13 protein-coding genes are annotated in these 6,211 nt (G+C 44.6%); all 13 read right to left on the reverse strand.

The genetic code is table 11. The features are described 5' to 3' along the window. Positions 1–12: 12 nt before the first annotated feature. The 13 genes from rplX to rpsJ all read right to left on the reverse strand — a co-directional run bounded on the left by rplX (position 13) and on the right by rpsJ (position 5,813). A complete protein-coding gene (gene rplX, locus BCU68_RS10400; protein ID WP_102564697.1) occupies positions 13–327 on the reverse strand; it encodes a 50S ribosomal protein L24 in 315 nt (104 codons plus the stop codon). A gap of 13 nt (positions 328–340) precedes the next feature. Beyond that, positions 341–712 (reverse strand): 50S ribosomal protein L14, encoded by a 372-nt coding sequence (rplN, locus tag BCU68_RS10405; protein ID WP_004398463.1) that lies wholly within the window; start codon positions 710–712, stop codon positions 341–343. A 160-nt stretch (positions 713–872) separates the two neighbouring features. Beyond that, complete coding sequence (rpsQ, locus tag BCU68_RS10410) at positions 873–1,127, reverse strand: 30S ribosomal protein S17 (protein ID WP_102564698.1); 255 nt, start codon at positions 1,125–1,127, stop codon at positions 873–875. Further along, entirely contained in the window at positions 1,127–1,318 is a 192-nt protein-coding gene (gene rpmC / locus BCU68_RS10415; protein ID WP_102564699.1) for a 50S ribosomal protein L29, read from the reverse strand. The genes rpsQ and rpmC overlap by 1 nt, the downstream gene beginning before the upstream one ends. Next, positions 1,318–1,728: a 50S ribosomal protein L16 gene (gene rplP / locus BCU68_RS10420; protein ID WP_102564700.1), complete on the reverse strand. Its 411-nt coding sequence runs from the start codon at positions 1,726–1,728 to the stop codon at positions 1,318–1,320. The genes rpmC and rplP overlap by 1 nt, the downstream gene beginning before the upstream one ends. An 11-nt stretch (positions 1,729–1,739) precedes the next feature. Then, positions 1,740–2,438 carry a 30S ribosomal protein S3 gene (gene rpsC, locus BCU68_RS10425; protein ID WP_102564701.1) on the reverse strand — a complete coding sequence of 233 codons (699 nt, stop codon included), beginning with the start codon at positions 2,436–2,438 and terminating at the stop codon, positions 1,740–1,742. Positions 2,439–2,456: 18 nt separating this feature from the next. After that, entirely contained in the window at positions 2,457–2,789 is a 333-nt protein-coding gene (gene rplV, locus BCU68_RS10430; RefSeq protein WP_026026743.1) for a 50S ribosomal protein L22, read from the reverse strand. A gap of 10 nt (positions 2,790–2,799) precedes the next feature. After that, the gene (gene rpsS, locus BCU68_RS10435) at positions 2,800–3,078 is read right to left on the reverse strand and encodes a 30S ribosomal protein S19 (protein WP_005435078.1); all 279 of its coding nucleotides are present in this window, start codon (positions 3,076–3,078) and stop codon (positions 2,800–2,802) included. Between the two features lie 22 nt (positions 3,079–3,100). After that, positions 3,101–3,925: a 50S ribosomal protein L2 gene (gene rplB, locus BCU68_RS10440; protein ID WP_102564702.1), complete on the reverse strand. Its 825-nt coding sequence runs from the start codon at positions 3,923–3,925 to the stop codon at positions 3,101–3,103. 14 nt (positions 3,926–3,939) lie between these two features. Then, entirely contained in the window at positions 3,940–4,242 is a 303-nt protein-coding gene (gene rplW / locus BCU68_RS10445; protein WP_102564703.1) for a 50S ribosomal protein L23, read from the reverse strand. Beyond that, entirely contained in the window at positions 4,239–4,841 is a 603-nt protein-coding gene (gene rplD / locus BCU68_RS10450; protein WP_102564704.1) for a 50S ribosomal protein L4, read from the reverse strand. Before rplD ends, rplW begins: the two co-directional genes overlap by 4 nt. Before the next feature lie 16 nt (positions 4,842–4,857). After that, positions 4,858–5,487 (reverse strand): 50S ribosomal protein L3, encoded by a 630-nt coding sequence (gene rplC, locus BCU68_RS10455; protein WP_102564705.1) that lies wholly within the window; start codon positions 5,485–5,487, stop codon positions 4,858–4,860. Positions 5,488–5,501: 14 nt separating this feature from the next. After that, the gene (gene rpsJ / locus BCU68_RS10460; RefSeq protein WP_004736761.1) at positions 5,502–5,813 is read right to left on the reverse strand and encodes a 30S ribosomal protein S10; all 312 of its coding nucleotides are present in this window, start codon (positions 5,811–5,813) and stop codon (positions 5,502–5,504) included. Between the last annotated feature and the right edge of the window lie 398 nt (positions 5,814–6,211).

The following is a 6,211-nucleotide window of genomic DNA, read 5'->3' on the forward strand; positions in this document are numbered from 1 at the left end:
TAGAACTCCAAATTACTTAATTGTTTCACCGTTTGACTTGAAGAAACGCACTTTCTTGCCTTCTTCAAAACGGAAACCGATACGGTCAGCTTTACCAGTAGCTGCGTTAAAGATTGCAACGTTAGAAGCATCAATAGCTGCTTCTTGTTCAACGATGCCACCTTGTTGACCTAGAGCCGGTACAGGCTTTTGGTGCTTCTTAACAAGGTTAATACCTTCAACGATAACTTTACCGGTTGCTAGAACCTTAGTTACTTTACCTTTCTTGCCTTTATCTTTACCAGCAAGAATGATTACTTCGTCATTACGACGGATTTTAGCTGCCATTTTATGCCGCTCCTTACAGAACTTCTGGAGCCAGTGAAACAATCTTCATGAATTTCGCATTGCGAAGTTCACGAGTCACTGGACCAAAGATACGTGTGCCGACTGGTTGCTCAGTAGTGTCGTTCAACAATACGCAAGCATTACGGTCGAAGCGAATGACAGAACCGTCTGGACGACGAACGCCTTTACGGGTGCGCACTACAACCGCCTTAAGAACATCACCTTTTTTAACTTTACCGCGAGGAATTGCTTCCTTAACAGTAACTTTAATGATGTCTCCGATATGTGCATAACGGCGGTGAGAGCCACCCAGAACCTTAATACACATTACTCTACGAGCGCCGGAATTATCCGCAGCGTCGAGTGTACTTTGCATTTGGATCATGTTAGTGCTCCGCTAAATATTAAAACTAGACCCTCTCGGGTCGGGCTGCCTCTTCAAAAGAGACGCGAATCTTACCACCCTTTATTGAAAATGGGTAGTCAAAAAACAAGCGGCTCCAAAAAAAAGTTTGGAGCCGCTTAAAATCATAGTGTTAGGAAGATTAAATCTTCGCCTTTGCTACGATTTGAACCAATGTCCAAGATTTAGTCTTAGACAGTGGACGACACTCACGGATTTCAACTGTATCGCCTAGGCCACACTCGTTGTTTTCGTCATGTGCGTGTACTTTAGTAGTGCGTTTTACGTATTTACCGTAAATTGGGTGCTTTACAACACGCTCAATCGCAACAACGATAGACTTGTCCATCTTGTTGCTAACAACACGACCTTGTTGGGTACGAATTTGTTCGCTCATTATGCGCCTGCCTTCTCAGTCAAAACAGTTTTCACACGTGCGATGTCACGACGTACAGCTTTCAGAGTATGAGTTTGCTGTAGTTGACCAGTTGCAGCTTGCATGCGCAAGTTGAACTGTTCACGTAGCAAATTCAATAGTTCTGTATTAAGCTCTTCAACGTTTTTTTCGCGTAGATCTTGTGCTTTCATCACATCACCTGCTTAGTTACAAAGGTAGTTTTGAAAGGCAGCTTACGTGCCGCTAAGCGGAACGCTTCACGTGCCAACTCTTCAGGAACACCACCCATCTCGTACATTACCTTTCCAGGTTGGATTTGGGCTACCCAGTACTCAACGTTACCTTTACCCTTACCCTGACGAACTTCAAGTGGTTTTTCTGTGATCGGCTTATCTGGGAACACACGGATCCAGATTTGACCTTGACGCTTAACGTGACGTGTCATTGCACGACGTGCCGCTTCAATTTGACGAGCAGTCAAACGACCACGGCCAACAGCTTTAAGACCGAATTCGCCGAAGCTTACATCAGTACCTTTAGCTAGACCACGGTTGCGACCTGTCTGAACCTTACGGAACTTAGTACGTTTAGGTTGTAGCATCTCTCGACTCCTTACTTACGGCTTTTACGCTGCTTCTTAGGCTTGTCAGCCTTTGGCTCAACTGCGTTAGCAGCTGGCATTCCGCCTAGAATCTCACCTTTGAAGATCCAAACTTTAATGCCGATTACACCGTATTGGGTGTGAGCCGAAGAAGTTGCGTAATCAATGTCAGCACGTAGAGTATGTAGAGGTACACGACCTTCACGATACCACTCAGAACGTGCAATTTCAGCGCCGCCTAGACGACCGCTTACTTCTACTTTGATACCTTTAGCGCCTAAACGCATAGCATTCTGTACCGCGCGCTTCATAGCACGACGGAACATAACGCGACGTTCAAGCTGAGAAGCGATGCTATCAGCTACTAACTGACCATCTAACTCAGGTTTACGTACTTCAGCGATGTTGATTTGCGCTGGAACACCTGCAATTTTAGCTACAGCTGCGCGTAGTTTCTCAACGTCTTCACCTTTCTTACCGATAACAACGCCTGGACGAGCAGTGTGAATAGTCACACGGATGCTCTTAGCAGGACGCTCGATAACGATGCGTGATAGAGACGCTTTTTGAAGTTCTTTAGTTAAGAACTTACGTACCTTGAAGTCGCCGTCTAGGTTGTCAGCGAAATCTTTGGTATTAGCAAACCATGTAGCATTCCAAGGCTTAACGATGCCAAGACGAATACCATTAGGATGTACTTTCTGACCCATTGCTTACTCTCCTAGTCTCTAGCGATCAGCTACAACGATGCTGATGTGGCTTGAACGCTTCAAGATACGATCCGCACGACCTTTAGCACGAGGCATAATGCGCTTCATGATAGGGCCTTCATCTACGAAGATTTTAGCGACATTAAGATCATCAATATCTGCACCTTCGTTGTGTTCCGCGTTAGCGATTGCTGATTCAAGAACTTTCTTAATTAACACAGCAGCTTTTTTGTTGCTGAAAGTTAAAATTTCTAGTGCCTGATCAACAGATTTACCGCGAATTTGGTCTGCAACTAAGCGAGCTTTCTGAGGCGAAATGCGAGCAAAGTTATGTTTAGCTAGTGCTTCCATCATCTACTCCTTAACGCTTCTTAGCTTTCTTATCTGCAGCATGGCCGCGATAAGTACGAGTTGGTGCGAATTCGCCCAGTTTGTGACCGATCATTTCTTCGGTAACGAAAACTGGTACGTGCTGACGACCATTATGGACAGCGATGGTCAAACCAATCATTGTTGGGATGATCATTGAGCGACGGGACCAAGTCTTAATAGGCTTTTTGTCTCCGCTTTCCACCGCTTTCTCTACCTTCTTCAGCAAGTGTAGGTCAATAAAAGGACCTTTCTTGAGAGAACGTGGCATGGCGTATCCTCTTTAAAATAGATTATTTATTACGACGACGTACGATGTACTTGTCAGTGCGTTTGTTCTTACGAGTCTTGAAGCCCTTAGTAGGCATGCCCCAAGGTGAAACTGGGTGACGACCACCAGATGTGCGGCCTTCACCACCACCATGTGGGTGATCCACCGGGTTCATTACTACACCACGTACGGTTGGACGTACGCCGCGCCAGCGTGAAGCACCAGCTTTACCAAGTTCACGTAGCATATGCTCAGAGTTACCAACTTCACCGATCGTTGCACGACCTTCAGAAAGTACTTTGCGCATTTCACCAGAACGTAGACGAAGTGTTACGTATGCACCGTCGCGAGCAACGATTTGAGCGTAAGCACCAGCCGAACGAGCTAGTTGAGCACCTTTACCAGGCTTAAGTTCAACACAGTGTACTGTAGAACCAACTGGGATGTTGCGCATTGGCAGAGTGTTACCTGCTTTAATTGCTGCATCTACACCAGATTGTACAGTATCACCAGCAGAAATGCCTTTTGGTGCAATAATGTAACGACGCTCACCGTCTGCGTACAGAACTAGAGCGATGTTAGCGCTACGGTTTGGATCGTATTCTAGACGCTCAACTTTCGCTGGGATACCGTCTTTAGTACGTTTGAAGTCAATCAGACGGTAGTGATGCTTGTGACCACCACCGATGTGACGTACTGTAATACGACCGTTGTTGTTACGACCACCGTTTTTAGAGTTTTTCTCTAAAAGTGGTGCGTATGGCTTACCCTTGTGTAGGTCAGCGTTAACAACTTTAACGACGTGACGACGACCAGGGGAAGTCGGCTTACATTTAACAATAGCCATTTTTAACTCTCCTGTTATTCCGCGCCGCCAACGAAGTCAAGATCTTGACCTTCTTTCAAAGTAACGTAGGCTTTTTTCACGTCTGAACGACGGCCTTCACGCATACCTTGACGCTTAGTCTTACCCTTAAGAACAAGGGTATTTACTGCCTTAACTTCAACTTCAAATAGCTTTTCTACAGCTGCTTTGATTTCTCTTTTTGTTGCATCAGTTGCTACTTTAAAAACGATAGTGTTCGCTTTTTCAGCAGCCATAGTTGCTTTTTCAGAGATGTGCGGAGCACGTAGAACTTTTAGTAGACGCTCTTCATTGATCATGCCAGCATCTCCTCAACTTGCTTAACTGCTTCAGCAGTCATTAGAACCTTGTTGAAAGCGATTAGACTTACTGGATCAATACCAGCAACGTCACGTGCATCAACTTTGTATAGGTTACGAGCAGCTAAGAATAGATTCTCATCTACTTCGCCAGTTACAATCAGAACGTCGCTTAACTCAAGTTCGTTAAGTTTTGCTACAAGTTCTTTTGTCTTTGGTGCTTCTACAGAGAAGTTATCAACAACGATTAAACGCTCTTGACGAACTAGCTCAGATAGAATGCTTTTCATAGCACCGCGGTACATTTTCTTGTTTACTTTTTGGCTGTGATCTTGTGGTTTCGCAGCAAAAGTAACACCACCTGAACGCCAGATTGGGCTACGAATTGTACCAGCACGTGCACGGCCAGTACCTTTTTGGCGCCATGGCTTAGCACCGCCGCCTGATACTTCAGAACGAGTCTTTTGAGCACGAGTACCTTGACGAGCACCTGCTGCATATGCAACAACTACTTGATGTACAAGAGCTTCGTTAAAGTCACGTCCGAAAGTAGTCTCGGAAACAGTTAGCGCATCAGCACCTTTAACCATCAATTCCATTACTTACTCCTAGACGTTATGCTTTAACAGCTGGTTTTACGATCACGTTGCCACCTGTTGAGCCTGGTACTGCACCTTTAATAAGAAGCAGATTGCGCTCAGCGTCAACACGTACGATCTCTAGGTTTTGAGTCGTTACACGCTCAGCACCCATGTGACCTGCCATTTTTTTGCCTTTAAAAACGCGACCTGGAGTTTGACATTGGCCAATTGAACCTGGTGCGCGGTGAGACAAAGAGTTACCGTGAGTCATATCTTGAGTACGGAAGTTCCAACGCTTAACAGCGCCTTGGAAACCCTTACCTTTAGAAGTACCAGTAACGTCTACTTTTTTAACTTCATTGAAAAGTTCTACGTTTAGCTCAGCGCCAACTTCAAACTCTTCACCGTTTTCTAAACGGAATTCCCAAAGACCGCGGCCTGCTTCAACACCTGCTTTCGCAAAGTGACCAGCTTCTGGCTTAGATACGCGGTTAGCTTTCTTAGTACCAGCAGTTACTTGGATTGCTGCATAGCCGTCTGTTTCAAGTGTTTTAACTTGAGAAATACGGTTAGCTTCAACCTCAACAACAGTTACTGGGATAGAAACGCCTTCTTCGGTAAATACGCGGGTCATACCCACTTTACGTCCGACTAGACCAATCATTCTACTAATCTCCCTTAACCTAGGCTGATTTGAACATCAACGCCAGCTGCAAGATCAAGACGCATTAGAGCATCAACAGTTTTATCTGTTGGCTCAACGATATCGATCAGGCGCTTGTGAGTACGAATTTCGTACTGGTCACGTGCGTCTTTGTTAACGTGAGGAGAAGTAAGAACAGTGAAACGCTCTTTACGAGTAGGCAGTGGAATAGGACCACGAACCTGTGCGCCGGTACGTTTTGCTGTTTCAACGATTTCCGCTGTAGAAGCATCGATTAGCTTGTAATCAAACGCTTTAAGGCGGATTCGAATACGTTGGTTCTGCATGAGACAGAGCTCCAATTAAATAAATTACACAAACAATATCGCCACTCAAACTCGAAAAGACGAGAGAATGCCGATTGATTTATGTGAAACCGTAGCGTCCAAAATTAGGACACATTGTCAGTTAACTTATATTAGATATAATCTAATAATATTAACCGCGAACATAAACTGAGTATACATTACCAGAATAATCTAACGATTATCTGCTCCTCAATGCTTATTGGTTCACAACTGGCTTAACCAGTGCGATGCATTATACAGATCACAGATTAGGATGCAATAGGTGGGTGAAAAATAATCGCTATAAATTTTAGGCAATAAAAAAGGAAGCCGAAGCTTCCTTTTTAATCATGCGGTTATCGCAAAATCATTCGAAATTAAGCGAAGATTTTAGCTAC

This window comes from Vibrio sp. 10N.286.49.B3, assembly GCF_002873395.1.
Lineage (GTDB): Bacteria > Pseudomonadota > Gammaproteobacteria > Enterobacterales > Vibrionaceae > Vibrio.

Bases quoted from the DNA above. Each gene is read 5' to 3' on its own strand.
- rpsQ (WP_102564698.1), bottom strand. From the start codon at position 1,127: ATGAGCGAACAAATTCGTACCCAACAAGGTCGTGTTGTTAGCAACAAG.
- rplV (WP_026026743.1), bottom strand. From the start codon at position 2,789: ATGGAAGCACTAGCTAAACATAACTTTGCTCGCATTTCGCCTCAGAAA.
- rpsS (WP_005435078.1), bottom strand. From the start codon at position 3,078: ATGCCACGTTCTCTCAAGAAAGGTCCTTTTATTGACCTACACTTGCTG.
- rplW (WP_102564703.1), bottom strand. From the start codon at position 4,242: ATGATCAATGAAGAGCGTCTACTAAAAGTTCTACGTGCTCCGCACATC.
- rplB (WP_102564702.1), bottom strand. From the start codon at position 3,925: ATGGCTATTGTTAAATGTAAGCCGACTTCCCCTGGTCGTCGTCACGTC.
- rplN (WP_004398463.1), bottom strand. From the start codon at position 712: ATGATCCAAATGCAAAGTACACTCGACGCTGCGGATAATTCCGGCGCT.
- rpsC (WP_102564701.1), bottom strand. From the start codon at position 2,438: ATGGGTCAGAAAGTACATCCTAATGGTATTCGTCTTGGCATCGTTAAG.
- rplX (WP_102564697.1), bottom strand. From the start codon at position 327: ATGGCAGCTAAAATCCGTCGTAATGACGAAGTAATCATTCTTGCTGGT.
- rpmC (WP_102564699.1), bottom strand. From the start codon at position 1,318: ATGAAAGCACAAGATCTACGCGAAAAAAACGTTGAAGAGCTTAATACA.
- rpsJ (WP_004736761.1), bottom strand. From the start codon at position 5,813: ATGCAGAACCAACGTATTCGAATCCGCCTTAAAGCGTTTGATTACAAG.
- rplP (WP_102564700.1), bottom strand. From the start codon at position 1,728: ATGCTACAACCTAAACGTACTAAGTTCCGTAAGGTTCAGACAGGTCGC.
- rplC (WP_102564705.1), bottom strand. From the start codon at position 5,487: ATGATTGGTCTAGTCGGACGTAAAGTGGGTATGACCCGCGTATTTACC.
- rplD (WP_102564704.1), bottom strand. From the start codon at position 4,841: ATGGAATTGATGGTTAAAGGTGCTGATGCGCTAACTGTTTCCGAGACT.